Source organism: Actinomycetota bacterium (assembly GCA_040757835.1).
Classification (GTDB): Bacteria; Actinomycetota; Geothermincolia; order Geothermincolales; family RBG-13-55-18; genus SURF-21.
This window is the reverse complement of the sequence record JBFLWJ010000012.1, coordinates 19,881-44,960: the sequence shown is the minus strand read 5'-3', so window position 1 is coordinate 44,960 and position 25,080 is coordinate 19,881. Positions and strand designations below refer to the sequence as shown.

Here is a 25,080-nt window from a genome sequence, read left to right as displayed (position 1 = left end):
TTCCCTGCGGCGGCCCTACGTCGAAGTCTACGGCTTCATAGGCAAGATGCGCTACGAGGGACCGCCGAATATCAGAGGTTTCTTCGACCGTTACACCAGGTACTACAACTACTGCGCCAACGTGAACGGGGTGGCCTTCGCCCTCGGCTTCGACGGCAGGCCCGTCTCCGAGTCCATGCGCGATACCTGGGACCGGCAGCTGCGAGACTGGGAGGGCATGGAGTTCGAGCAGTGGCTTCCCCACGAGGGAGTGGTGGCGACGAAGAAGGCCACCGACCCCTGCCTCTTTTGCGGCGACAAGATCCTGGCCGGGACCCTGGCCGGGATGCAGGACCCCTTCTTCCTTTTCGGGGTCCAGAGCTCGCTGGTCTCGGGGAAGATCGCGGCCATCGCCATCGACGACAAGGAGCGGGCCTGGAGGCTCTTCCATGCCTTCACGTCGGCGCGCAAGTATTCCTGGCTCTACAAGAAGTTTTTCGACCTCCAGCCGCATTTCGCGCGCAACCTTGGCCTGCGGTTGGGGTTCGGCATGTACCTGAAGCAGCGCGGGCTGCTGCAACCACTCATCGATATCGCCTTGAAATCCCTGCCCGGCTTCGGCAGGTATTAGAGATCTTCTGGGGGCACCTCAAATGGCTGAGAAGAAAGTCAACATAGTCGGAGCGGGACTGGCCGGCCTGTGTGCGGCCATCACCGCGCGCAAACTGGGCTACGAAGTGCATTGCGTCGATAAGTACAACCGTGCCGGGGGTATGCCCGGCGCCCACCCCTTCGTGGACGCCACCCCCTTCGACCCCGCACGGATGTCGCGCTTCCTTGGCGTGCCCATCGGGGAGCCCCAGGTGGGGAGGGTTGAGACCTTCCCCATCTACGCCTTCGGGAAGAAGTGCGAACTCGACCCCGCCCATTTCGAGCTGTACAACGTGGAGAGGGGGCCGCGCAGGACGGCCATCGACCGCTACCTCCACGATATCGCCCTGGACATGGGGGTGACCTTCGAGTGGGGGAACCCGGTGAAGACCCAGAAGGACCTGGCACAGTTCCCACCCAACACCATCGTGGCCACCGGTCCCTATATCGAGGCCTTCGAGGCCCTCAACATCCCCTACCAGGTCGCGGGCGGATACGTCATGAGCGCGCCGTACAAGCCCTGGGGGAAGGAAAAGTCGTTCGTCCGTCACTGTGCCGTATACTTCGACTACTACACCAAGGACTACTGCTACCTGCCCACGGCCAACGGCATCTGCGCCGGGCTCTTCTTCGCCCGCCGCCCCATCAGCGAGGAGCAGCGCGCCACCTGGGAGAAGCAGGTGAGGGAGACGGAGGGCATGGAGTTCAAGAAGTGGTGGCCGGAGCAGGGATACTTCGCCTCCCGCTACCCCAACCAGCCCAGGCTCTTCGTTGGCAACAAGATCCTGGCCGGCACCCTGGCCGGAGCACAGGACCCCGGCACCTATTTCGGTTGCCACGGGGCCATGGTCTCGGGCAAGATCGCGGCCATCGCCCTGGAGGACAAGGCGACGGCCCAGGAGATGTTCGACGTCTGCAACCGCAGCTTCAACCTCATGTGGGTGCAGCGCCGCGTGGCCATCAACTACCAGCCTGATTTCATGCGCGCCATCGGCATGAGAATAGGTCTGGGCCAGGTGGCGAAGACGCCGGCGCTGGGCAGGATGGTCCTGGGCGGGATGACCAGGATGATCCCCGGCTACGTGCTATTGAAGAACATGGACAGATATTCAAGATATATAAACATCTAGGAGGTCGTGATGCCCAAGGACAAGGGACCCGTTCATGTGGTGGGAGCCGGACTGGCCGGTCTCGTCGCAGCCATCAACCTGGCACGGGAGGGGCACGAGGTCATCGTGCTGGAGAAGGGGAAGAGGGTAGGGGGGCTTTCGGTATACAACCCGTCCCCGCACGGCACCCCCATGGACGCCGATGCCATGTCCCGCTATACCGGCATCGACCTCAAGCCGGGCATGGTGCAGATGACCGACGGTATCCTCAAGGTCTGGGGCAAGAGCTACAACATGAAGTTCCCCTCAAACTGCCAGGCATGGATGATAGAGCGCGGCCCGCGCGCCTCGTCCATGGACAGTTATCTCTACCGCATCGCCGTGGAGGAAGGGGTGAAGTTCGAGTTCGACCAGCGCATAGCCTCGGACAAACAGATCCGCGACCTCCCCCGGGGGACCATCATGGCCACCGGGCTGCACGCCGATGGTTTCGAGGCGGCAAACGTGCCATACAAGGGCCTCTACGGCTACTTCGCCAAGTGCCGGGTGCCGTGGATGGAGCCGCGAGTGTCCTTCTGCTTCGACGACTATTCCCCCGACTATGCCTTCACCTGTTCGGTGAACGGCATCGCCTTCGCGCTCATCTTCAACCGCGAGCGGCCGGTGGCGAAGTGGGAGATGGAGAAGTTCGCCGAGCAGGCAACCCTGGAGGACGGCTACCCCTTCAAGAAGTTCTTCCCCCTGGGGGGAGGGGCCAAAGGCGGGGCCGCGGCCGCGCCCATCGCCAGCTTCACCAACCCGCGCCTCTTCCAGGGAGACCTCATCCTTGCCGGCACCCTGGCGGGGGTGATGGACCCGGTGCTCTTCTTCGGCATGCACGGCGCCTTCCTCTCGGGCAAGATAGCGGCGCGGGCCTACACCGACCCGTCGGGGGCTTACGACGAGTTCAGGCGCCTCAACTGGACCTTTTACCCGTTGCTGGCGGCCAAGCGCATCATCAACCGCAGCCCGCAGGACCTGCTGGTGAAGTACCCCATGCGGATGGCGCTGCCGCTGGCGTTGCTGCTCAACCGCTTCATGCTGCGGCCGTCCTTCATGGCAAACGTCACCGGATACGGCAGGTTGGGTACGGAGAAGTAAAAGCTGACCCCAGGAGGAAGGGAAATGAGAGTCATCGTCATCGGGGCGGGGCCGGCCGGGCTCGCGGCCACCTACGAGCTGCGCAAGCGGGGCGCCGACGTCCTCTGCCTGGAGGCGACGGACGTGGCGGGCGGACGCGCCCGCGGCTACAACAAGGAGGGCTACCAGTTCGACCTGGGGGCGCAGTTCTCCGCCAACCTCTGCACCACCACCTTCCGCCTCTGCGACGAGCTGGGCATGGAGGACGCCGTGCAGGACTTCGATTTCATGGGGGCCATGTGGCGCGACGGCAAGCTATATCCCATCCCGGCCACCATCAACCCGCGGGAGGCGCTTAAGCACTGGCGCGATATGCTCGGGTTCCGCGGCCTTCCCTGGAGGGGCTATCCCCAGATGGCCAAGGTCGGCTACCAGATGATCAAACGGCGCCGCGATTTCGACTTCGACAGCATGGACCCCGAGGCGGTCCTGGACCTGAGCGACATCAGCATCGAGGAATACGTCATGCGTTACGGCGGCCAGGTGGCCCTGGATTATGTCTTCCAGCCCATGACCGCGTCCCTTACCCTGGGGGAGCCGGACCAGGTGGGGGCCGCGCATATCCTGGCCCTGCTCATGGGGCTCATGCCGGGGCTGAAGTTCCTCAAGTACGGCATCGGGTCCCTTCCCGCGGCCCTCTACGAGGAGTGTAAGGATTCCATCCGCCTCTCAACCCCGGTGAAAAGGGTGGTGCTGGACGGAGGCAAGGCCCGGGGTGTGGAGACCGACGAAGGCTTTATGGATGCGGACGCGGTCATCTGCACCACCACCGCCACCACCGCCATGCGAATTATCCCGGACCTCCCCCCTACCCTGCGCAAGCCCCTGGAGACGGTGACCTACAGCTCGTGCATCCACTTCATCTTCGCCCTCAAGGAAAGGCTGCTCCCCGAGGGATGGTACGCGGTGACCTTCTCGCGCAACGAGGGCTCCATCCAGCCGGGTTTCGCCGACGCGGGCGGCAAGTCCCCGTACTTCTCGCCTCCCGGAGCCGGCCTGGTGCACAGCCTCACCTGGGGCAGGCGGGCGAAGGCCTTGAACGAACTGCCCCTGGAAGAGTTGAAGCAGATGATGATCAAGGACCTGCAGAAGATCATCCCCACTATGCCGGACGAGCCCTACATGACAGAGGCGGTGCGCTGGGACGAGGCCATCTGCCTCGACCCGCCCGGACAGGCCCGGGCCATCCACGACATGCGCAAAAACAATTACCGGGACGTGGAGGGCTTGTACCTGGCCGGCGAGTACATGTACCTAATCTCCTGCGTGGAGGGCGCTCTGCGCAGCGGTATCGAGGCCGCCACCGAGGCCGCGCGCTGACAGGCTTTTACGACACACCCCGACGTATCCGGTGCGGACGGGACGCCGGCGCCCTGCCGCGTCCCGGGTGAGGATGACATAACGGCCGTTTCCGGCACCTGGGGCGATCTCGCTCCTTCCCGTTAGTCGGGCTTTCCACAGGGGAATCAGGATGATAAGGCGCGGAGGCATTCGCGCGCTCCGAACGGACCAGAGGACATAACCTGCGGTGGGAGGAATAGATGGAGACGGGACACGGCTGGCGGAAAGGGAGGCAAGAGACCACGATGGCCGAGACGTCGTCTGGCGATCCCGGCTTCACCCACGACATACACAACATCAAGCGCCTGGAGAGGATGTTGTGGCTGATTCCCACCGGCATACAGGTCGTCGACAGCGAGGGGCGCAACGTTTATGCGAACCGCCGCGCCCAGGAGATCCTGGGACTGAGCTTCGACGAGATCACGCGCCGTTACTCTCATTCGCCTGAATGGCACATCACCGATATGGACGGCAATCCCCTGGCGCCCCAGGACCGCATCTTTCATCGTGTCAAGCGGAGCCTGCAGGCGCTCTACGACCAGAAGCTCATGGTGTGGCGGCCTGACCGGCACTGGATCGCCATCTCCGTGAATGCCCAGCCCCTCTTCGACGATGATGGGGTGTTCAACGGTCTGGCCTCGGCGATCACGGACATCACGGACATCGTGCTCATGGAGAGGGAACTGGTTCGCCGCCAGGAGCAGCTGGAGGAGACTGTGAGGCAGCGTACCCTGAGCCTGGAGCAGCTCAACCGGCGGTTGCAGCGGGAGATAGAGGTGGGGGAAGGGCGCGAGGTGGAGTTGGAGTCGGCCAACCGCCGCCTGCAGGCGCTCTCGCTCTTCCTGCAGTCCTCCCGGGAAAGGGAGAGGTCGCGATCCGCCTATCGCGTCCATGACGAGATCGGCCAGAACCTGACGGTGCTGCAGATGGCCCTAAAGAACGTGGAGAAGGACTACCTGGAGGGCGAGGGTGCCGTGGAAGCCATGTGGCAGGTCTACGGCATCATGGACCAACTGCTGGAGCTGGTCAATACCATCTCCGAGGAGCTGCGGCCGCCCATACTGGACGACGCGGGACTGGGCGCGGCCATGGAGTGGCAGTGCTCGGACTTCCAGGATAAGACGGGGATCCCCAGCCGCGTGGAGCAGGCGTTGGGAGAGGTATCGCTGGACCTCGAGAAGAGCACGGCAGTCTTCCGCATCCTCCAGGAGATCCTGGCCAACCTGGCGCTGCGGCCGGGGGTCCAGCGCGTGGAGGTGGAGACGAAGCCGCAGGGAGACATGCTGGTGATGACGGTGGACGGCGGGGGGGAAGGCATAGAAGAGCGGGACCTCCAGCGCGCCGACCCCCTCTCCCTCGACTTCATGCGCGAATACATCGGGAAATTCAGTGGCGAGGTGGGAATAATACCTTCGGGCGGTAAAGGAAGGATGGTCGTGGTACGAGTGCCCCTGTAGGGGATACGGTCAGGCGGGGGTCGCGGCCACGGTGCTGTTGCGGAGGATGAGTGCATGATCGAGGTCTTCGTGCTCGATGACCACCCCATTGTCAGGCAAGGCCTGGAGAGGATCCTGGAGGAAGAGGCCGACATGCGGGTGGGCGGGCAGGCCGGCAACTACCTGGATCTCATGGAGCTGCTGCGGTCGCGGAGGCCCGACGTCATCATCCTGGATATCACCATGCCCGACCGCAGCGGCCTGGACGTACTCAAGGACCTCCGCGCCATGTACCCGGACATCCCCGTGCTCATAATGAGCGTGCACGACGAGAAGCACTTCGCCACGCGCACCATCAAGGCGGGCGCCGCGGGGTACCTCAACAAGATGAGCGTCTCCGACGAACTGGTCACCGCCATCCGCCGCGTGGTCAGCGGCCGCAAGTACATCAGCCTCAAGGTCGCGGAGCAGCTCGCGGAGGAGCTGGACCGGCCACCGAACGGCATGCCCCACGAGGCCCTCTCCGACCGCGAGTTCCAGGTCATGTGCATGATCGCCGGCGGCATGAAGTCAAAGGAGATCGCCGACCAGCTGGGCATCAGCCACAAGACGGTCAGCACCTACCGAGAGCGCCTGCTCAGAAAGATGGGCATGCGCACCAACACCGAGCTGGCGCACTACGCGGTGAAGAACCAGATCATCGACTGACCTGCACCCCGGCAAGCTTGGGGAACGCTTTAGACCCGACCCCGTTCGGTGCCACGATCGGCGGTCGAGGTGCAGGCTTGGGGTCTATCCACGGCAGGGACGTGAAGTGAAAGAATTTACCGGTTCTCTACGAGATCCCCACGGAAACTTAACCGTTCTGATGCAGATTAGGGCTAACAGAATCACATGACCGGTAAGCTACGTGATAAGGAAGCATATCGGGAGGGATGAAGTTGCAGAAGATGGACCGCAAGGAATTCATCATCAAGAGTTGCCGCTGGGCCGCGGGGGCGGGAGCGCTCTATCTCGCGGGTAACCTCATCTCTTGCTCCAGCGCTCAAGACGACAATGCCACCACATCCAGCGCCTACGGCGGCGGGCAGAGCGCTGACCCCGGCACAGCCGACAAAAACCCGAACAACGAAGACAGCGCCGCCGGCAGCGAGCAGAGCACCGGGACCGCCAGCGTAGCCGTGGTGGTGAGCGAGCGGTGCATCGGCTGCGGCAAGTGCGCGCGTGGCATCTGCCCCAACGATGCCATCTCCATAATCGGCGACCTGGCGGTGATCGGGGCTTCCTGTAACGGTTGCGGCAGGTGCATAAGCTACTGCCCCAGGAACGCCATCCAACTCACGGGCGGGGTCTCTTCATCCCGGGCCGCCCCTTACCCCGTGACGGCGGCGGCCAAGGCCGCGGCGGCATGATGCATATCATGCCCGCGAGCCTTTACCGGTGAACATGAGCGGTTCGAATCGCGTATCAGTAGTAAACGGAGCACAAACGCTCACGGCGGGCCATGCTGACGCCGCTCAAAGACAGCAGCGAGCGCGGGTGAGATAATCACCGCGAGGAGTGATGAGCTTGCAGGAGATGGACAGAAGGAAATTCCTGGGTAAGGCCGGAGGCGTTGCAGCCGGGCTCGGGGCTCTCTATATCGTCTCCGCCATTCCCGGTTGTGGGAACGGCACCAACGAGACCTGTCCCGTGGACGAGGGGCCCGCCGCCACTGCCGGGGAGATCCCGGCCCCGGCCGCCGCTACCGCGCCTGCAAAGGGCCTGGTGGTGGCGAAGGGAAGCGATCCCTCGCTCATGCTGCGCAGGGGCCTGGAGACATGGGGAGGCATGGCGGCCATGGGTCTCGCGGGCAAGAAGGTGCTCATAAAGGTGAACGCGGCATTCGCGCGTGCCCCCGAGGACGCCACCACAACCAACCCGGAACTGGTCGCGGAGGCGGTGCGGCAACTCCTGGCAGCAGGTGCCTCCAGGGTCACCGTCTTCGACCATATCCTGCAGGACCTCCCCGACCAGACAGTGGAGAAGAACGGCATCGGTCCGGCGGCGAAGGCGGCAGGGGCCGAGCTGGTCATCTACGCGGTGAAGAAGCCTGGCGCGGCGCGCATCGTGCCCATCCCCGGGGCCACCGCCCTCCCGTCCGCGGGCATCCTGGAGGAGATATTCGAGGCCGACGTCATCGTCAACATGCCCAAGGTCAAACACCACAGCGGGGCCAAGCTCTCCATGGCCATGAAGAACTTCATCGGCATCACCCAGACCATGGGGAGGTTCCACGATATCGAACTGCAGCGGGCCATCGCCGAGATAAACACGGTGGTTAGGCCGGCCCTGGTCATCTCCGACGCCACCAACATACTTCTGGACCACGGCCCCGGCGGCCCGGGCACGGTTGCCAACCCGGGGCTGATCGTCATCGCCACCGACCCCGTTGCCGCCGACTCCTACTGCTGCTCCCTCTTCAACAGGGCGCCGTCGGAGATAGGCTACCTCACCTACGGCCAGCAGCTCGGCGTGGGCACCACCGACTTCGCCTCCCTGGGGGTCACGGAGGTGAGCGCGTGAAAAAGGGCTGCCGCCGCGGCGTGCACTGGATCCGCAGGGGGGTGCAGGCAGCCTTCATCGCTCTCTTCATCGCCTCCGCGTGGGCCGCGGCCTATCCGCCCAGCAGCAGGCCCGTGGAGAACCTCTTCCTGCGCACCGACCCACTGGCGGCTTTCTCGGCGGCGTGGGAGAGCGGGATCTGGCTCTACCTGCTACCCGCCTGGATACTGCTGGGACTCACGTTGCTGAGCGGCCGCTTCTTCTGCGGTTGGGTCTGCCCCCTGGGGTCCGGCCTGGAGATGCTCCCATCCCTCGAGGACCGGCGCCCCAGGAAGATGTCGCGCCTGCGACCGAAGGACATCTTCGGCCGCACCATCGGCGCCGATGACCGCCGCATCCGCCTGAAATATATCTTCCTGGGGATACTGTTGCTCCTCTACGTGCTCGGGATCAACGCCATCTGGATCTTCGATCCCCTGGTCATCGCCAACCGCGCCGTGCTCTTCGTGCTCTTCGGCAGCGTGCCATTCCTGTTCATCGCCCTGGTGGTCCTGGCGGTGGTGGTGGGACCTCGCTTCTGGTGCCAGGAGATGTGCCCGCTCGGGGCATGCCTCTCGCTGGCGAGCATGGCGGGCTCGCGCCTGCCGGCCAAGGCCAGCCCCCTGGCCCTGGTCAAGGACGAGGAAGCCTGCATCCACTGCGGCAAGTGCTCCTGCGCCTGCCCCTTCGGCATCCCGGAGGTGGCGGACAGCGCGAAGACGGGGCGCCTGGCCATCGCCGACTGCGCCCTGTGCGGCGAGTGCGTTGCCGCGTGCCCCGTGGAGGGAGCGCTGTCGCTGCGCGTCATGGGGGCGCGGGTGCTGGGATCGGGCACGTCGCGTCATGGACAGGACGAGCTGGAGGGGGCGCTGACATGCGAGACCTGAAGATAGGGCGGCGCGACTTCCTAGCCCTGGGCGTGGGCGGGGCAGCGGCCCTCTTCGCCTACGGCTTTTTGCGCGACCAGGGGGGCGGCATACTGTTGCGGCCACCGGGCGCCCAGGACGAGGTGGATTTCACCGTGCGCTGCATGCGCTGCGGGGAATGCGTGCGCGCCTGCCTGACGCAGTGCCTCGAGCCCGCGCCGCGCGAGTTCGGCACCAGCAAGCTGTGGACGCCGCGCTTCAGTCCCGCCCTGGCCAAGTGCGAGTTCGAGCTGTGCGGCCGCGCCTGCGCGCAGGCTTGCCCGGTTGGCGCCATAAGCCGGCCCGCCGACAAGGACGTACGCATCGGCACCGCGGCGGTGACCCGCTCGAAATGCATCGCCTGGAATGAGGGCAAGGAGTGCCTGGTCTGCTACGAGCGCTGCTCCTACGGCGCCGTCGAGGTCGATTCCCGGGGCAGGCCGCGCGTCAACGCGGAAAAGTGCACCGGCTGCGGCGCCTGCCAGAACACCTGCGTCACCTGCCCCGACCCTGCCATCGTGGTCTATCCCCCGGGCACCGCCCCCACCGGATCCGGCGGCGGAGGCAAGCAAGGCAACTGATGGGGTCAGTCCCTGACCCCATCGTCTGTAAATGCGAGGAGAGCCCTGGTAATCAATGCAGTCAGGATGTCACATGTCAGCAGGATGACCCCATTATCTGTATGGCTCCAAGTCCTGTCATCGCGAGCGAAGCGTGGCGATCCCAACAAGCCCGAAACGCCGCAAGCGCATCTGTGGATGATGTCATCACATCCTCATCGCTGGCCAGTGAAGGCATACGGTCTTGAGCGAGCACGACTGGCTCTTATGGATTACGCCTCAATCCTGCCGGTTCCCATGCGTGGTCACGCAGGAGTTTGGTCTGTGCAAGGCCGGCTGTCTTGAAGCTCGAGGAACTTGCCAGCGGAGGGTCGAGGTTGTACCCAACCACGTCGTGTCCGCCGTCCCAGCCGTTATAATTGAAATACATTGGACGCTCGGCCATAATCGGGGGGCCAGAAGCAACAAACAGCCAGCATGATAGCTCCTGATTGTATCCGATACCGCCGTTGACGAAGATGGTCTTTCTGCTTCTGGCGGGGACCATGACTTCTCTGATTGCGGAATCGCTTGAAGGGTTGAGGAATACCATGAATACATCGGCATCCTCGTTACCGGGGTTCTGCAAGCAGATCCATTCGTGAAAACCTGTTCCCGTGTAGCCCTCGGCGAAGAACCACTCCGTGGAGAGTATGTCGGCGCCAATGACGCAGTGTCCCCCCTCCCAAGGAGCCCCACCGGCGGTGTAGCTGAAGTACATGGGGCGCTCGGCGAGGAAATAGGAGTCGGATATCAGTTTAACTGAGACATCCTTTTCCGCTCCCACCACGTCGTAGGCGTAGATGGTGTGCCTGGTCTCCGGCGGAATGGTGTAGCTACGCTTCACAGGTTCCCCCTGGCCCTCGCCGAGTTGGTAGGTGGCGTTCACCGTTATCGTGTCGGTGAAGGGGTTCTGGATAGTGATCCATTCCTCGAAGCCAGAGCGGGTGGTGCCCTCCGCGAAGTAGTATTCCTTCGAGACGAACGGCTGACCCATCACGCAGTGGCCGCCCTCCCAATGATGGTTGCCTGTCCCCAGGTAGTCAAAGTACACGGTGCGTTCGGCCACCACATACTGGTCGGACTCAAGTAGCAGGGAGCATTCGTAGCCCTGTCCCAGCAGGTCGTTCACTCGGAAGGTGCGCCGCGAGGCCGCTGGTACACTAGCTGTCTTGTCTATCTCCCCATCATGCGCAGTCTGGAAATGGAAAGTGAGATTGCTGGGAGCATCATTATAGTTGAGGACACACACATATTCGTCGAATCCCGGACCGGTATAGCCTTCGGCGAAAAACCAGAACTTGCTCAGATAAGGTGAGGCCACGACGTCATGGCCCCCGGTCCAGTATCCGTTATAGATGAAGTACATCGGGCGCTCGACCACCACTTCTACGTTTGAATAGACAACCACGGAGACCTCGCTGCCGTTTTCGAAGTAAGGGTTGATAGAAGCGTTGACGTTGATGGTCCTGCGCGACATCGTGGACATAGTGAAAGTCTCAAACAGATAGGTGTTGTCCGGGAAGAAGTAATAGACCTCGACCAGGGCACCACAATCATTTTGATTACCTATGCAGAGGAATTCCTGGAAGCCATTACCAGTGTAACCTTCCGCGAGTCCCAATCCATGCGGGAGGACCTTTAGCTCTACTGCATTGGAGTATCCATCGCGATAGACCCTGACATCTATCTCCCTGGCGTTCGTATCGCTCAATACCTGGTTGGGGACCTTTACCACTATTCGTGTATCCGACCAGCTCACATACTGGAGTGCCTGATAAGCGCCAAATTGCACATATGCCGTCCCCCGGGTTGGGCCAAACCCAGACCCTGTTATCTCAACCTTTTCCCCGGTCGTCGCTTTTTCGGGGTTGATGCTATCGATGTGGGGGACAGCCATTGAGGAGGCCGCCCGGGCTGTTGGAACGTTATAGGCCATGGGCATGATGAGCGCGGCCAGGGAAACAAACAGCACAAGGAAAGGTATCGTGCCCCTGTTCCTCTGGATACGAACGCGGCCAGTGAAGGTACTCTTCCTCATCCCCAAACCCCCTTGCATCCTTGGTGCACTGTACTTCCCACACGCCCTTCGTGCTGCGAAAAGTATATCAGACAATCCGGCTTGAAATGCTAGTCCCGGTTCTGCATCCCATGCATCGCTGTAAGCCCTTCAAGTCTGGGGATCATACCAGAAGCCGGGTTCGAGGCGGGATGGATCCCCGTGCCCGTCCTGGGGGTCTGGAGGGACCGGACGAGCCCGCTTCTGTGTAGCCACCCGGCACTGTAATATACGGGCGGCAATGGATAGAATAGACGTATTAATCAAGCGACCGTAAGCGCCAGCGTTTATGAAAGGAGCGTCATGGACGTCCAGGCCATAATCGATGAGTGCATGGAGTTGTGGCGGGACCCTTACCCGCACCTGGCCAGGCTCAGGGACGAGGGCCAAAAACCCATGGCGGTGTTCTGTTCTTACACCCCGGAGGAGATCATCCACGCGGCGGGGTTCACGCCGGTGCGCCTCATGGGTTCGGTGCGCACCATCACCCATGCCGACGCCCACCTGCAGGCTTACTGCTGCTCCCTGGCCCGCACCGACCTGGACATGGCCCTTGCCGGCGAGCTGGACTACCTGGAGGGCGCGGTCTTCGTGCAGACCTGCGACACCATGATGCGCCTCTCGGACATCTGGCGCCGCAACACGGACTTCCCCTTCCACGGCGACCTGGTTCTCCCCATCCGCATGGGAGAGGAGGTCTCCCTGCCCTTCCTGGAGGAGGAGGTGCGGCGCTTCCGCCACAGCGTGGAAGAGTACACCGGCGAGTCCATCTGGGACGACGCCCTGGAGGAGAGCATCCATATCTACAACCGCAACCGGCGCCTGGCCGACCGCCTCTACAAGCTGCGCGCCTCGAGCCCCGGCGCCATCGACGGTCTTTCGGCCACCGCAGTCGTGACCGCCGGGTTCTGGATGCGCCGCGAGAAGCACAACGAGATGCTGCACGAGCTGCTGGAGGGTCTGGACACGGGCAAGGCGGCGGGTAACGGAAAGACCCCTCTCTTCGTAAGCGGCAGCACCTGCACCACCCCGGACCTCATGGAGCTGCTCATGGAGCTGGGGGCGGAGGTGGTGGACGACGACCTCTGCAGCGGCCACCGCTATTTCGATAACTACGTGGACGAGGCGGACACCCCGGAGGAGGCGCTGGCCCGGCGCATGTGGGGGAGGATCAACTGCCCCGCCAAGCACCAGTGCATCGAGGACCGCGCCGAGCACATGCTGCGGCAGGTGCAGGACAGCGGCGCCAGGGGAGTGGTCTTCTTCCTGCAGTCCTTCTGCGAGCCGCACCTCTTCGACGTGCCTTACCTGAGAGAGCGCCTGCAGGACGAGCTGGACGTGCCCTCGCTGGTGCTGGAGACGGAGCTGCAGTCGTTCTCCCGCGGCCAGCTGCGCACCCGGCTGCAGGCTTTCATCGAGACCATCAGTGGAGTATAGGGGGTCAGGCCTTGGATATTGGATGGCAGGATATGGGAACGGAGGCAAAGTCCCTGCATATAAGGGGGTATATTGCGTGTTTTCGTTTAACATACCGTGGTATCCAAGATCCAAGACCTGACCCCATAGATTAAAGGAGGAGGAGATGGGTGAGGATAACGCCAGGGCGGCGGACAAGGAGCGGCGCAGGATAAAATCGGCAGATACCATGCGCGACATGATGGTCAAGTACTACACCGAGGCCAAGGGGGCGGAGGGTACCGGCCGCCACATCGCCTGGATCACCAGCGGCGCGCCCGTGGAGCCCCTCATCGCCTTCGACGTCATCCCCGTCTATCCCGAGAACCACGGCGCCATGTGCGGCGCCTCGCATATGAACGTGGAGCTGTGCGAGGTGGCGGAGGGGCGCGGCTTTTCCCGCGACCTCTGCTCCTACGCCCGCGGCGACATCGGCAGCGCCATGACCAAGGGCGGTCCCATCGGCGGCCTGCCCCGCCCCACCTTCCTGGTGGCATGCAACAACATCTGCAACACCGTCTTCAAGTGGTACGAGGAGCTGGCGCGCTTCTTCGACGTCCCCCTGTTCATCTACGACACCCCCTTCGTCCGCGGCGACCTGCCCCGGCACATCGCCGACTACGCCCTGCGCCAGATGGAGGAGTACATGGGCTTCCTGGAGGAAGTCACAGGCAGGCCCTACGACGAGCCGCACTTCGTGGAGGTGGCGGCCAAATCGCTCTTCGCCTCCGCCCTGTGGAAGGACGTACTTGCCTGCAACGAGCACAAGCCCGCGCCCATGACCTGCTTCGATGCCTTCATCATGATGGCCCCCATCGTCACCCTGCGCGGCACCCAGGAGGTGGTGGACTTCTACCAGGGGCTGCTGGACGAGATGAAGCAGCGCATCGACGAGGGCATCGGCATCCTGCCTTCCGAGAGGTACCGCCTGATCTGGGACAATATCCCGGTATGGTACGAGATGCGCAACCTGGGGCGCCTGTTCATGGAGCTGGAGACCTGCCTGGTGGCCGACACCTACACCAGCGCCTGGACCTTCGAGGGCGTTGACGTGGATAAGCCGCTGCAGAGCATGTCCAAGATCTACACCGAGGTCTATCTCAACATCAACCTGGAGCGCATGGCGGACAAGATCGAGAGCCTGGCCACGCGCTACGGCGTGGACGGCATGCTCATGCACTCCAACCGCAGCTGCAAGCCCTACTCCCTTGGACAGTACGACCTGGCGAGGGAGTTCGCGAAGAGGACCGGCAAGCCGGCCCTGATCATAGAAGCCGACCATACCGACTCGCGCTGGTACGACCGCGCCCAGGTGGAGAACCGCATCCGGGATTTCGTGGAGAACCTCCTGGGCGAGAGCGTCAGCGTATGAGGAGCTTGGGGTCAGCCCCTGACATGTGACATTTTCCGCAAGACAAGCACGTAATCCGCTGTGGATCGTGAACATGTCACATGTCAGGGGCTGACCCCAAGCTGACCCCCATGGAAAGCTTAAGTGTTACAGAAGAGCATCTATGAGATAATGCTGATTGAGATCCCGTCACGAAACTCATGCATTCCGTGGATCAACCGCTGTAGGAGGTGGGATGCACTCAGGTAGAGGGGCATATATTTTCCTGGTCCTTGCCGCCGTACTGCTCTGCCTGGTCCCGTTGGCCGCCGGACAGGCCCAAACCCCGGTCAAGAGCTGGGAGTTCGAGCGCTTCGACTCAGATGTCACCATCCACGAAGACGGCTCCTTCACCGTGCGCGAGACCCAGGTGGTCAACTTCACCGGCAGTTTCTCCTTCATCACCCGCGATATCAGCACCCAGATGGCGGGTTTCGATGAAGGCAGGACCTACGGCAAGGTGCGCGTCAAGGACGTCGAGGTGTACAACCTCGACGGCACCCCCTACGACGGCAGCAAGTGGGAGGCCGACTCCTACAACAGAGGCGAGCTCATCACCATCCACTTCCAGGCCCAGGACGAGCAGATGGGATGGATAATCGAGTACCGCATGAAGGGGGCCATCATCTATGCCGACGATTACGACCGTTTCTACTGGAACATGGTCTCCCTCGACCGTGCCGTGCCCATCAAGCATTCGCGCATGACCGTGACCCTCCCCGAGGGGGCCGACATGCGCGCGGTGGAGAGCCTTGATTACTACATGGATCCCACCGGCGGCACGCACGGCAGCGGCAGGGACGGAAACGTGCTGTGGTGGGAGGCGGAGAACATCTACCCTTACACCACTTTCACCGTGGACGTCTCCCTCCCCAAGGGTACGGTGCGGAAGCCATGGCCCTACCGCACCTCCACCATGTGGCTCATACTCCTCATAGCGCTGGGCATCTTTCTCGCGGCCGCCCTGCTCATGTTCGGATTGTGGTTCTGGAAGGGCAGGGACACCTACGCTGGCCCATCCCCCGGCGTAGCCTACGAGCCGCCGCGCGAGATGAGGCCCGCGGTCATGGCGGCGCTGGTCCATCAGCAGCCGAAGATGGAGGACATCGGGGCGACGGTGGTGGACCTGGCCGTGCGCGGTAAGCTGCGCATCATAAACGAGGGGGAGTTGGACCCGTCGTCGTCATCCGAGTTCGCCTTCGAGCGCAAGGACAAGAACACCAAGGACCTGCTGCCCTACGAGCGTGCGGTGATGGCGGGCATCTTCGTGAAGAAGGACGAGGACCGCGTGGACGAGGAGGACATCAGGGTGGGGGACCGCCTCCTGACCATCTTGAACGGGGTGAGGAAGGAGGTGAAGAAGGGCAAGTACTTCTACGACGACCCGGAGAAGACGGTGAGGAGATATTTCCACTGGGCCCTGCTTCTCATCCTCGTACCGCTGGCGGCCCTCTTCATCCTGCGCTTCTTCACCGACTTGGGATACGTGTGGCTCCTGCTCGTGGGCACCGTTCCCGCGGGTATTGTCGTCTGGATCATCGGGCATGCCATGCCCAGACGCACTGCCCTCGGATCCAGGGTGTACTGGCAGGCCATGGCCTTCCAGGAGTACCTGAAGACCGCCGAGGCGGGGGAGCCTGAGTCCATGACCCTGGAGAATTTCCAGGAGAACCTGCCCTACGCCATGGCGCTGGGCCTGGCGGACAAGTGGGCCGCCCTCTTCGCCGGTATCCTCACCACGTCTCCGGACTGGTACGAGGGCTCCGGCACTTTCAGCACCACCAGCCTTACCTCCAGCATGCGCAGCATGGGCACCACCCTCATGCTCAGCAGCACGCCCTCCAGCGGCTCGGGGGGATCGGGCTTCCACAGCAGCTTCAGCAGCGGAGGCTTCGGCGGCGGCTCATCGGGCGGGGGCTTCGGCGGCGGCGGCTCCTCCGCCGGCTGACTGGGGTCAACCCCGGCCCGTGCCAATGGCACACCTGGGGTCAGCCCCGTGCCCGTGCCGCATACCGAACTTAACCTCCCCGACTTTCCTGTAGGCTCCAAGTTCTGAGTGGATGGAGCCATGAAAGCAGAACGACATCCAACGCAATAGAAAGAACGAGCGTTGCGCATGCTCTTGGAGCTGTCCGTTTGGCAGCCCTTGGGTCAGGGTTCAAGTGCTGATTTCTTCAACAAATGAGCTCTGGCCTTTATTGTCGACTCGACGCAGCCCTTTCAACACTGGAGGCCTATCCCATTTCATGCGACGGATTCCCGATGGCCAGGAAGACGGACGGTTCGTCTCCCACCACCCAGCCGTCGTGTCCCGGCGGCACCAGGAAAAAATCGCCGGGCTCGGTCTCCAGCTCGCTGCCGTCGGCCATCAGGATATGCTGCCGGCCCGACAGTTGATATCCGATATGTGTATGCTCGCACCAATCCGTCTTCTCGCGATGTTTGGCGTCCTTGGACCACCTCCATCCCGGCTGCATGGTGATTTTAGTGAGCGCGATACCTCCCAGTTCCAGCGTCTCTAATAGCTGCCCCTCCCTGGCGTGGGAGTCGTCCGGGTGGTCAAACCGCTTGCGCTGCAGCGTCAACTCCTCTGTCTTCATCTCCAACACCTCCCCTCAAACCGCGTCCCCCCGCGGTACCGGCACTCTCAATCTCAACGTCTCACTTACTGGAAACAAATGGTATGACGTCGCTCAGCATCCCCTCGCCGTGGCGGCCGGACCCCCGGGTTGGATCCGGGGGCATCCCGGGGACCTAAACCACGATAAGGTCCTGTTGTGACGTGCCGGTACAGATTATATGCCTGATGCTGAGGGGCAGGGCCTGGCCGGTCTTTACACGGTAGGGACCCTGCCGGTGAAGAGGGTGGCCGCACAGTAGGCGTAATAACCCGCTCTGTCCATGATGAAGTCGGGAGAGGCGGGATCGCACAGCCGCCGGAAAAGCTCCCATTCCTGCGGCACTAACTCGGCCCGCACGCCCGGCCAGCGCATCTTCACCAGGGCCAGCAGCGCCGTGCGGACCTCCGGGTCCAGCGGCGCCTGGAACTCGCTGAGGAAGGTGCGGGCGCGGTTATCATCCAACCCGGCGGTCCCGAACCAGCCCAGGGCGCGCAGGTAGTGGGCTTCGGGCGCCATGTCCTTCGTGAACGGGGCTATCCCGGAGGCGGTGGCGTTGAGGCGCGCCTCCAGCCGGGGATATCCCGCGAGCAGCTGCTGCGAGGTATGGATAAGAAGAGCCACGGTGCCACCCGGCCTTACCACCCGGGCCAGTTCCCGCACGAGGGGCAGGGGATCGCGCGTATGGCAGCCGGCGCAGTCGGCGCTCCACAGCCAGTCGAAGGTGTCGTCCGCGAAGGGGAGGCGGCAGATGTCCCCCTCCACGAGAGCGATCCTGCCGCTATAACCGCCCGCTTGTGTTATGGACGCGGCGCAGTCGAGTAGCTCCCGCGAGATATCCATCCCGGTAACGCTGCCTTCCTGTCCCACCGCGTCTGCCAGGAGCATGCTCTGCAGGCCGATGCCGCAGCCCGCATCCAGCCCCCGGCTCCCCGTTGGCAGGCCGAGCGCGTCTATCGCCGCACGCAGATAGGTTCTCCTGAAAGGTTCGGTGACATACAGTTTCCACGCGTAGTCATGTGATCTCGGCACCAGAGCAGCGATCTCGCTCCAGGTGATCCCCCCATAGACATCCACTTCGCACCTCCTGCTGGCACCATTCTATCAGAGGTCCGAGGTCAAAGGCCGGAGACCGGAGACACTGGTACCGCTCGGGCCCGGAAACACCTCTTTTAGTTAGGAAGTGCGGAGCGGAGGTACCCGGGAAAGGCAGTGTTGGGGCCACTGCTGGTGTCTCATCCCAGGCTTGCGCTCCTCTTCTGTATGTATTAATATTCATATGAACAAACGTTCATAAATCAGAAGGAGCAAGGTGTTGGTACGGGACAAGAAAGAGAGGCTCCACATCAGCAAGGCGGAGATCAATGGCATCACCGCCAGCATGCCGCCCGAAGGCATCATCCGTAAGACAGTGGGTTTGTTCACGGTGCTGTCCGATCCTACGCGGGTAAAGATCATACTTGCGCTGTCCGGAAACGAGCTATGCGTAGGGGATCTGGCCTTCGTCGTGGGGGCGAGTGATTCCGCCGTCTCTCACCAGCTGCGCACCCTGCGCAACATGGACCTGGTGGATCACCGCAGGGAGGGAAAGCTCACCCTCTATTCCCTCAGCGACGAACACCTCAAGAGGATACTCGAGCAGAGCCTGGCGCACGTCAGCGAATAGGGCCGCACCGGAAGATGGTTTCACGGGGGCAAGGCGATGACACCTGGAACCACGGCGGGCCCCATCCTCGCGTGAGGTCGTCGCGGGGCGATGAATGATGTGCAACTCGGGCGTAAAAGAAAAGGAAAGAGCTGTATGGTCGATGAACATGACCTGGCGGGCATGGAAGGTCTTTCCGACGCTGAGGCGGCCCTCCGCCTGAAGGTAGAGGGCCCCAACAGCCTGCCTTCGGGCAAGAAGCGCACCGTCTTCCGTATCGCCTTGGATATAGCGAAGGAACCCATGTTCCTGCTCCTGGTGGGGGCGGGGGCCATCTATCTCATCCTCGGGGACCTGCAGGAGGCCCTTATCCTCATGAGCTTCGTCGTCCTGGTCATGGGCATCACCTTCTTTCAGGAACAGAGGACGGAGCGGGCACTTGACGCCCTGAGGGACCTCTCCAGCCCGCGCGCCCTGGTCATCCGCGGCGGCAGGCAGGTGCGCATCGCCGGCGTCGAGGTGGTGCGCGAGGACATCCTCGTCCTCGCCGAGGGCGACCGCGTCCCTGCCGACGCGGTGCTGCTGGCCTGTTCAAACCTCACCATCGACGAATCCCTGCTCACCGGCGAATCGGTGCCGGTGCGCAAGCTCCCCTGCGAGGGGCCGCTGCTCATGCATCCCCCCGGGGGCGATGACCTTCCTGCGGTGTTCGCCGGCACCCTGGTGGTGAAGGGCCACGGCACAGCCCAGGTCGTGGCCACTGGGGCTGCTACGGAGATGGGCAAGATCGGGCGCGCCCTGGAGGAGATCGAGCCGGAGCCAACCCTGCTGCAGAAAGAGACCCGGCGCGTGGTGCTGAACATCGCGCTGCTGGGCCTAGTCCTCTGTACCCTGGCATTCGTGGTCTACGGCGCCACCCGGAACGACTGGCTGGAGGGGCTGCTGGTGGGCATCGCCCTGGCCATGGCCATCCTGCCTGAAGAGTTCCCGGTGGTGCTCACCGTCTTCCTCACCCTGGGCGCCTGGCGCATCTCTAAGAACCAGGTGCTCACGCGCAGCATGCCCGCGGTGGAGACCCTGGGCTCGGCCACGGTGCTGTGCGTGGACAAGACGGGCACCCTTACCCTCAACCGCATGACCGTCTCCACTATCATGGCCGGAGACAGCACCTACAAGATCGACGGGGACGACCCCCGCGCCCTGCCGGAGGAGTTCCACGAGCTGGTGGAGTTCAGCATCCTCGCCTCCCAGCGGGACCCCTTCGACCCCGTGGAGATGGCCATCACCCGGTTGGGGGAAAGCGCCCTGGACAATACCGAGCACCTCCACCACGACTGGACCCTGGAGCGGGAATATCCCCTCTCGGCGGAGCTGCTGGCCCTCTCGCACGTATGGAGGTCGCCGGACGGCCAGGAATACGTCATCGCCGCCAAGGGCGCTCCCGAGGCCATCGCCGACCTCTGCCACATGGACGATGCCGCCAAGGAGGCGCTGTGGTGGCATATCGAGGACCTCGCGGGCCAGGGCCTGCGCCTGCTGGGGGTGGCCAGGGCCTCCTTTACCCTGGACGATCTTCTCCCCGGGGACCAGCACGACTTCGTCTTCGAGTTCCTGGGGCTGGTGGGCCTGCTGGACCCGGTGCGCCCCACCGTCAGTGATTCCATCCGGGAGAGTTACGCGGCCGGGATACGGGTGATAATGATCACCGGGGATTATCCAGGCACGGCGCGGCACATCGCGGGCCAGATCGGCCTGGAACCGCGGGACCTCGTCATCACCGGGCCCGAGCTTGACGCCACTGACGACGAGGAGCTTGCCGGGCGCATCCGCGACGTGAATATCTTCGCCCGTGCGGTGCCGGAGCAGAAACTGCGCATCGTGAGGGCCTTGAAAGCCAACGGCGAGGTGGTGGCCATGACCGGAGACGGCGTCAACGACGCGCCCGCGCTCAAGGCGGCCAGCATCGGGGTGGCCATGGGCGGGAGGGGCACGGACGTGGCGCGCGAGTCGGCGGCCCTGGTGGTGCTGGACGACGATTTCTCCTCCATCGAGAAGGCGGTGAGGTCGGGCCGCCGCATCTACGACAACCTCAAGAAAGCGATGTCCTACATCATCGCCATCCACGTGCCCATCGCGGGCATGTCCATCATCCCGGTGCTCTTCAAGCTGCCCCTGGTCTTTTCTCCCATCATCATCGCTTTTCTGGAGATCATCATCGACCCCGCCTGCTCCCTGCTCTTCGAGGCGGAGCCCGAGGAGGACGACATCATGCGCCGGCCGCCGCGAAAACCCGACGAGCGCATCTTCAACAAGCGCAACGTGGTCATCAGCCTGTTGCAGGGATTGAGCGTGCTGCTGCTCGTGGCTGGGGTGTTCTCCTCCGGCCACCTGCGGGGCATGGACGAGATGGAGATCCGGGCGCTCACCTTCACCACCCTGGTCTTTGCGAACCTGGGGCTCATCCTCACCAACCGCTCCTGGGAGCATACCATCTGGATGACGCGGCGGCAGCCGAACCCCGCCCTGTGGTGGATCCTGGGGGGGACCCTGGCGCTGCTCGCCTTCGTGCTCTATGCGCCCTTCATGCGCGACCTCTTCGAGTTCGCTTACCTGAGCCCGCTGGACGTGGCCATCTCCTTCGCCGCCGGCGTCCTCTCAGTGGTATGGTTCGAGGTACTGAAGTACTTCACCCACCGGAAGAAACCACCCCACTGATGGGGTTGTGTCTTCACTCCTCGATTTGTCGATTGTCTGTCGGAATAGTGAAGAGTGAAGATACGGCCCCATTCAGGACAGGGGATCGTGCTCCGGCAGGATGAAATACTTCACTTCCCTGGCGTAGTCGGCGAGCTCCCGCCGGAAATCGGGGTGTGCGATGCTGATCAGCGCCTGCGCGCGCTGCCGCAGGCTCTTGCCGCGCAGGTTCACCACCCCGTACTCCGTGGCCACGTACATGACGTCGGTGCGGGTAAGGGTGACCACCGCTCCCGGCAGCAGTTGGGGCACGATCTTGGAGACCAGGTTCCCCTCCTTGTCCTCGACGGCGGAATGGGTGACGATGAAAGCCTTGCCCCCCCGCGAGAGCCAGGCGCCGCGGGTGAAGTCGACCTGACCGCCCGTGGCCGTGTACTGGATGGGGCCGAAGGACTCGGAGGCGCACTGGCCGGTGATGTCTATCTCCAGGGTGGTGTTGATGGAGACGAGGTCGTTGTTGCGCCCGACTATCCACGGGTCGTTGTTATAGCTGATGGGGGAGAGGTAGATCATGGGGTTGTCGTTCATCCAGTCGTAGAGCTCCTGCGAGCCCAGGCCGAAGTGGCACAGCATCTGGTGTGGGTGGAAGCTCTTGGCGGTATTGTCCAGGGCGCCGGCCTCGAAGAGCTTCATGTAGGCGTCGCCCATCATCTCGGTGTGGCACCCCAGGCGCTTCTTCCGCACCAGCAGCTCGCCGATGGCGTTGGTGGTGCCGCCGATCCCCAGCTGCACGGTGGAGCCGTCATCGATGAGGTCGATGATGTTCTCGGCGATGGCATGGTCCTTGTCCGTGATGGGGTCGGGAGGGAGCGCGAAGACGGGATGGCTGTTCTCCACCACCTTGTCCACCTCGGAGATGTGCAGCCAGTTGGGCCCGTGCACGATGGGCTGCTCCTGGTTCACCTCCACGTAGACGGCGTCGAGCTCGTCCACCACGTCCAGGTAGTTGGCGAAGAGTCCCAGGTTCAGGTAGCCGTGATCGTCCATGGGACCGGCCTGAACCATGAGCTTACGGTAGCCCGAATCGTCCACCGCCTGCCTGGTGACGCGGTGGAAATGGTAGGGGGTGTGGGTCATCAGCCCGTCCGCCAGGGCCTTGCGGTCCAGGGGCGACGCGTAGTAGTTGTCGATGAGCAGGTTCTTCTGCAGCTCCGGCTGCAGCACCTTGAAGACGTTTGCCAGCATGATAAAGCTGCCCAGCTGCACGCCCTCGAACTCCCCGGCCACGGCGCGGTCGAAGATGGCCTCCAGGATGGCCACGGGGGTGGATGAAGCGCCGCTCGCGAAGATGTGCTCCCCGCTTTTTACCTGTGCCGCCACGTCCTCGGGCGTGGTCAGTTTGGCCTTGTACATGTCCTGCCACTTGCCGCTCATCTTCTTCCTCCTTGCCTCAACGGGCGGACCATGTTGGTTCTGCCTGCCCGTTCGTCAAATCCATCATCACACACTGATCATTATTCCCGTACACATACACTTACTTGCGAGACGGTGCTCCGTTGGTGGTCGTGCCGGGGAGGAGTGAGCAGGCGGGGCGGAGCGCGGCCACGTGTGAATGATGATAGAATGTGAAGCTGCCGGACCGAGAAGAGAGGTAACGCCGTGGCGGAAAACACCCTGGAAACAGGCGCAGGGATCGAGATCGTGCGTATCACGCCGGAACTCGCGGAGCGGGCGGTAGCCGTGCTGGTGGAGGCCTTCAAGAACGAGGAGGCGACCTCTTACGAGATCGATACGTCGCGGCAGGGGGCCCTGCGCCGCATGGGCACCCTCGACGGCATATACCTCCAGCTCTACCTGGAGTCTGGCCGCCCTCTCCTGGCGGCGATGAAAGGCGTGGAAGTGGTCGGCGTGGGCATCCTGCGCGACCCGCGCATACCCCTGTCCAGGCGGCGCGTGGCGTCCCTCGTCCTGCGCAACCTGGTGCCGCTCGCGGCCCTCTTCGCGCCCCGTCCCCTGCGCGCATTACGGGTTGAGGCAACCGCGCAACCGCCCAAGAGCCTCACCAGGCCGTACTTCACCTTCGAGGCCCTGGGGGTCCACCCCGATTATCACGGGCAGGGGGTTGGGAGCGCCCTCATGCGCGAAGCACAAGCCAGGATCAAGGCCGAAGCCGCGATCTCGGGGATGTACCTGAACACGGGGAGCGCCAAGAACCAGGGTTTCTACGAGAGCCACGGCTACCATACCCTGCGCATCGACGACCTGGGACCGGTCAAGGTCTACCACATGTTCTGGACGAACCCCACCTTCCAGCGGAGCCGGGGCTAGCGCGAAAGCTTGGCGTCCCGGTCCACGGCCTGGATCCCCGGCCGCGAACTCCCCGCGAACATGCTGGAGAGGTAAGCCCTGGCGGCGTACCAGGTACGCTCCGCCCGCATGGCCGTTTCACGGTCGGCGGGAACGAAGAGGAGCCGGGTCCGCAGCAGGAGGGAGATGGCGAGAGACCCCAGGGCCAGCATGCCGCGCATGGCATAGGAGTGGGCGGCGCTGAAATGCTTCCTCTGGAAATGATCGAGGGCAGCCGCGCGCGTCCTCGCCCTCTCCAGGCCGTGCAAGTCGCCGAATACCTGCACGCTGGACCGGCTGCCGTGATGGATGATCTCCGCCTGAGGCAGGTATACGGTCTTCCAGCCCGCCTTCGCGGCCCGGTAGCAGAGGTCCAGATCGTCTCCGCCAAAGAAGAGGTACTCGTCCAGCAGGCCCACGGTGTCGAAGACTTCCCGGCGGATGAGGGCGCAGGCGGTATAGACCCAGTCGACCTCGGCTTCCCGGCTGCCGTCCCGCGACGGATCGGTGTAGAGCCCGAATCGCCCCCAGCCCCGGCTGCCGATGAGGGTGAGAAAGAGCAGCAGGGCGTAGCGGGCCCTAAAGACGGTGAAGTAGTGGCAGCTCTGCTGGTACGTGCCGTCCTCGCTGACCAGCCTGGGGCCCACCATGCCCACGTCTGGGCGGCCTTCCATATACTCCAGCATGGTCTTTATCGCGCCCGGCCTGGCCGCCGTGTCCGCGTCGAAGATGAGCACGTAAGGGGCGCTGGCGAGTTCGATCCCCAGGTTGTCGCCGGCCGCGCAGCCGACGTTCACGGCGCTCTCCACCAGCCGCACTTCCGGGAACCGCTCTCTCACCATCTGCGCCGAGCCGTCGCCCGAGGCGTTGTCCACCACGATCAGCTCGAGCCTGAGGCCGCCGCCGTGCTCCCGCAGCGAGGTAAGGCACGCCTCAAGCAGGTCGCGGGTGTTGTAGTTCAGCGTCACCACCGATATGTCGTAGGCCAAACCTCTGCCCTCCGTGATCGTCCCTCAGCGACATATTCTATCACCCACATCGGGGACCGGGCTCCCGCGCCGGCATACCGCCCGCTTCCCCACAGCTGAGCG

At 63.4% G+C, this 25,080-nt stretch carries 20 protein-coding genes; 15 read left to right on the top strand and 5 right to left on the bottom strand.

Going from position 1 to position 25,080, the window contains the following annotated elements:
• The first annotated feature begins 632 nt into the window (after nucleotides 1-632).
• The 9 genes from AB1384_10485 (at nucleotide 633) to AB1384_10445 (ending at nucleotide 9,764) form a co-directional block, all read left to right on the top strand.
• A complete protein-coding gene (locus tag AB1384_10485) occupies nucleotides 633-1,760 on the top strand; it encodes an NAD(P)-binding protein (protein MEW6554699.1) in 1,128 nt (375 codons plus the stop codon).
• 9 nt (nucleotides 1,761-1,769) lie between these two features.
• Entirely contained in the window at nucleotides 1,770-2,879 is a 1,110-nt protein-coding gene (locus tag AB1384_10480) for an FAD-dependent oxidoreductase (GenBank protein ID MEW6554698.1), read from the top strand.
• A 24-nt stretch (nucleotides 2,880-2,903) separates the two neighbouring features.
• Nucleotides 2,904-4,238 carry an NAD(P)/FAD-dependent oxidoreductase gene (locus tag AB1384_10475; protein MEW6554697.1) on the top strand — a complete coding sequence of 445 codons (1,335 nt, stop codon included), beginning with the start codon at nucleotides 2,904-2,906 and terminating at the stop codon, nucleotides 4,236-4,238.
• 221 nt (nucleotides 4,239-4,459) lie between these two features.
• Entirely contained in the window at nucleotides 4,460-5,716 is a 1,257-nt protein-coding gene (locus tag AB1384_10470; GenBank protein ID MEW6554696.1) for a PAS domain S-box protein, read from the top strand.
• A 54-nt stretch (nucleotides 5,717-5,770) separates the two neighbouring features.
• Nucleotides 5,771-6,403, top strand: coding sequence for a response regulator transcription factor (locus tag AB1384_10465; GenBank protein MEW6554695.1), 633 nt, complete (start codon nucleotides 5,771-5,773; stop codon nucleotides 6,401-6,403).
• 242 nt (nucleotides 6,404-6,645) lie between these two features.
• Entirely contained in the window at nucleotides 6,646-7,107 is a 462-nt protein-coding gene (locus tag AB1384_10460; GenBank protein ID MEW6554694.1) for a 4Fe-4S binding protein, read from the top strand.
• 166 nt (nucleotides 7,108-7,273) lie between these two features.
• The gene (locus AB1384_10455) at nucleotides 7,274-8,260 is read left to right on the top strand and encodes a DUF362 domain-containing protein (GenBank protein MEW6554693.1); all 987 of its coding nucleotides are present in this window, start codon (nucleotides 7,274-7,276) and stop codon (nucleotides 8,258-8,260) included.
• Complete coding sequence (locus AB1384_10450) at nucleotides 8,257-9,165, top strand: 4Fe-4S binding protein (protein MEW6554692.1); 909 nt, start codon at nucleotides 8,257-8,259, stop codon at nucleotides 9,163-9,165. Before AB1384_10455 ends, AB1384_10450 begins: the two co-directional genes overlap by 4 nt.
• Complete coding sequence (locus AB1384_10445; protein ID MEW6554691.1) at nucleotides 9,153-9,764, top strand: 4Fe-4S dicluster domain-containing protein; 612 nt, start codon at nucleotides 9,153-9,155, stop codon at nucleotides 9,762-9,764. Before AB1384_10450 ends, AB1384_10445 begins: the two co-directional genes overlap by 13 nt.
• A 244-nt stretch (nucleotides 9,765-10,008) precedes the next feature.
• On the opposite strand, the gene AB1384_10440 is transcribed toward AB1384_10445, so the two are convergent.
• A complete protein-coding gene (locus AB1384_10440) occupies nucleotides 10,009-11,823 on the bottom strand; it encodes an IPT/TIG domain-containing protein (protein ID MEW6554690.1) in 1,815 nt (604 codons plus the stop codon).
• A 321-nt stretch (nucleotides 11,824-12,144) separates the two neighbouring features.
• Between AB1384_10440 and AB1384_10435 the strand changes: the two genes are divergently transcribed.
• The 3 genes from AB1384_10435 (at nucleotide 12,145) to AB1384_10425 (ending at nucleotide 16,634) form a co-directional block, all read left to right on the top strand.
• Entirely contained in the window at nucleotides 12,145-13,278 is a 1,134-nt protein-coding gene (locus AB1384_10435) for a 2-hydroxyacyl-CoA dehydratase family protein (GenBank protein MEW6554689.1), read from the top strand.
• Nucleotides 13,279-13,423: 145 nt separating this feature from the next.
• Nucleotides 13,424-14,668 (top strand): 2-hydroxyacyl-CoA dehydratase, encoded by a 1,245-nt coding sequence (locus AB1384_10430; GenBank protein MEW6554688.1) that lies wholly within the window; start codon nucleotides 13,424-13,426, stop codon nucleotides 14,666-14,668.
• A gap of 214 nt (nucleotides 14,669-14,882) precedes the next feature.
• A complete protein-coding gene (locus AB1384_10425) occupies nucleotides 14,883-16,634 on the top strand; it encodes a DUF2207 domain-containing protein (GenBank protein MEW6554687.1) in 1,752 nt (583 codons plus the stop codon).
• A 286-nt stretch (nucleotides 16,635-16,920) separates the two neighbouring features.
• Here AB1384_10425 and AB1384_10420 read toward each other — a convergent pair whose 3' ends face one another.
• Together AB1384_10420 and AB1384_10415 are read right to left on the bottom strand one after the other, a co-directional pair.
• Nucleotides 16,921-17,286 carry a cupin domain-containing protein gene (locus AB1384_10420; protein MEW6554686.1) on the bottom strand — a complete coding sequence of 122 codons (366 nt, stop codon included), beginning with the start codon at nucleotides 17,284-17,286 and terminating at the stop codon, nucleotides 16,921-16,923.
• A gap of 234 nt (nucleotides 17,287-17,520) precedes the next feature.
• Nucleotides 17,521-18,381, bottom strand: a complete 861-nt coding sequence (locus tag AB1384_10415; protein MEW6554685.1) for a methyltransferase domain-containing protein — start codon at nucleotides 18,379-18,381, stop codon at nucleotides 17,521-17,523.
• Between the two features lie 235 nt (nucleotides 18,382-18,616).
• Here AB1384_10415 and AB1384_10410 point away from each other — a divergent pair, with 235 nt between their 5' ends.
• Together AB1384_10410 and AB1384_10405 are read left to right on the top strand one after the other, a co-directional pair.
• Complete coding sequence (locus AB1384_10410; GenBank protein ID MEW6554684.1) at nucleotides 18,617-18,970, top strand: metalloregulator ArsR/SmtB family transcription factor; 354 nt, start codon at nucleotides 18,617-18,619, stop codon at nucleotides 18,968-18,970.
• Between the two features lie 135 nt (nucleotides 18,971-19,105).
• Nucleotides 19,106-21,664, top strand: a complete 2,559-nt coding sequence (locus AB1384_10405) for a cation-translocating P-type ATPase (GenBank protein MEW6554683.1) — start codon at nucleotides 19,106-19,108, stop codon at nucleotides 21,662-21,664.
• Between the two features lie 72 nt (nucleotides 21,665-21,736).
• Here AB1384_10405 and AB1384_10400 read toward each other — a convergent pair whose 3' ends face one another.
• Nucleotides 21,737-23,077, bottom strand: coding sequence for an acetyl-CoA hydrolase/transferase C-terminal domain-containing protein (locus tag AB1384_10400; protein ID MEW6554682.1), 1,341 nt, complete (start codon nucleotides 23,075-23,077; stop codon nucleotides 21,737-21,739).
• Between the two features lie 225 nt (nucleotides 23,078-23,302).
• Here AB1384_10400 and AB1384_10395 point away from each other — a divergent pair, with 225 nt between their 5' ends.
• A complete protein-coding gene (locus AB1384_10395; GenBank protein MEW6554681.1) occupies nucleotides 23,303-23,971 on the top strand; it encodes a GNAT family N-acetyltransferase in 669 nt (222 codons plus the stop codon).
• On the opposite strand, the gene AB1384_10390 is transcribed toward AB1384_10395, so the two are convergent.
• On the bottom strand, nucleotides 23,968-24,978 hold the full coding sequence (locus AB1384_10390) for a glycosyltransferase family 2 protein (protein ID MEW6554680.1): 1,011 nt from the start codon (nucleotides 24,976-24,978) through the stop codon (nucleotides 23,968-23,970). The genes AB1384_10395 and AB1384_10390 overlap by 4 nt on opposite strands.
• Nucleotides 24,979-25,080 lie beyond the last annotated feature (102 nt).